Below are 702 nucleotides of genomic sequence, written 5' to 3' on the forward strand. Positions count from 1 at the left end.
GAGCCAGGATCAAACTCTCAAATAAAAGTTTATCAGGCTCAGATACTATTGTTATCTAAATATCTGGCTTTATGGTTTGTTTCTTGTTTTATAAATTAACCTACTGTTTAATTTTCAAAGTTCTTTAAATTATTGTGGTGGGCCATCAGGGACTCGAACCCCAGACCTACCGGTTATGAGCCGGGCGCTCTAACCAACTGAGCTAATGGCCCACAATAATTTGGTGCCGAAGACCGGAATCGAACCGGTACGAGAGGTAAGTCCCGCAGGATTTTAAGTCCTGTGCGTCTGCCAGTTCCGCCACTTCGGCACATCACCTGGCTATGTCCTACTCTCCCAGGCAGTTTCCCACCAAGTACCATCAGCGCTAGAGAGCTTAACTTCTGTGTTCGGAATGGGAACAGGTGTATCCTCTCTGCTATTATAACCAGATTATTGTCTAAATTTTCATTTATCTTTTTTCTAAGACAAGTATTATAATAACATATTTGTCTTATTATGTCAATACTTTTTTCATTCGATTTTAAGCTTATAAAATTCTTAAAAATCTCTAATTATTGACAAATTTAAATACATAGAGTTAGCACTCTAAAAACTACATATATATTTTAATCAATGAACATCAAATAAATATTGGTCAAGTCCTCGACCTATTAGTATCGATAAGCTAAATACATTGCTGCACTTACACCTTCGACCTAT

At 37.2% G+C, this 702-nt stretch carries 2 tRNA genes and 1 rRNA gene; all 3 read right to left on the reverse strand.

Features of this window, described 5'->3' with window-relative positions:
• Positions 1 to 135: 135 nt before the first annotated feature.
• The 3 genes from IC218_RS21560 to rrf all read right to left on the reverse strand — a co-directional run bounded on the left by IC218_RS21560 (position 136) and on the right by rrf (position 432).
• A tRNA-Ile gene (locus IC218_RS21560) sits at positions 136 to 212 on the reverse strand.
• Between the two features lie 9 nt (positions 213 to 221).
• Positions 222 to 310 (reverse strand) — tRNA-Leu (locus IC218_RS21565).
• Positions 311 to 315: 5 nt separating this feature from the next.
• A 5S ribosomal RNA gene (gene rrf, locus IC218_RS21570) occupies positions 316 to 432 on the reverse strand.
• Positions 433 to 702 lie beyond the last annotated feature (270 nt).

It is taken from the genome of Clostridioides sp. ES-S-0005-03 (genome assembly GCF_020658455.1).
GTDB lineage: Bacteria > Bacillota > Clostridia > Peptostreptococcales > Peptostreptococcaceae > Clostridioides.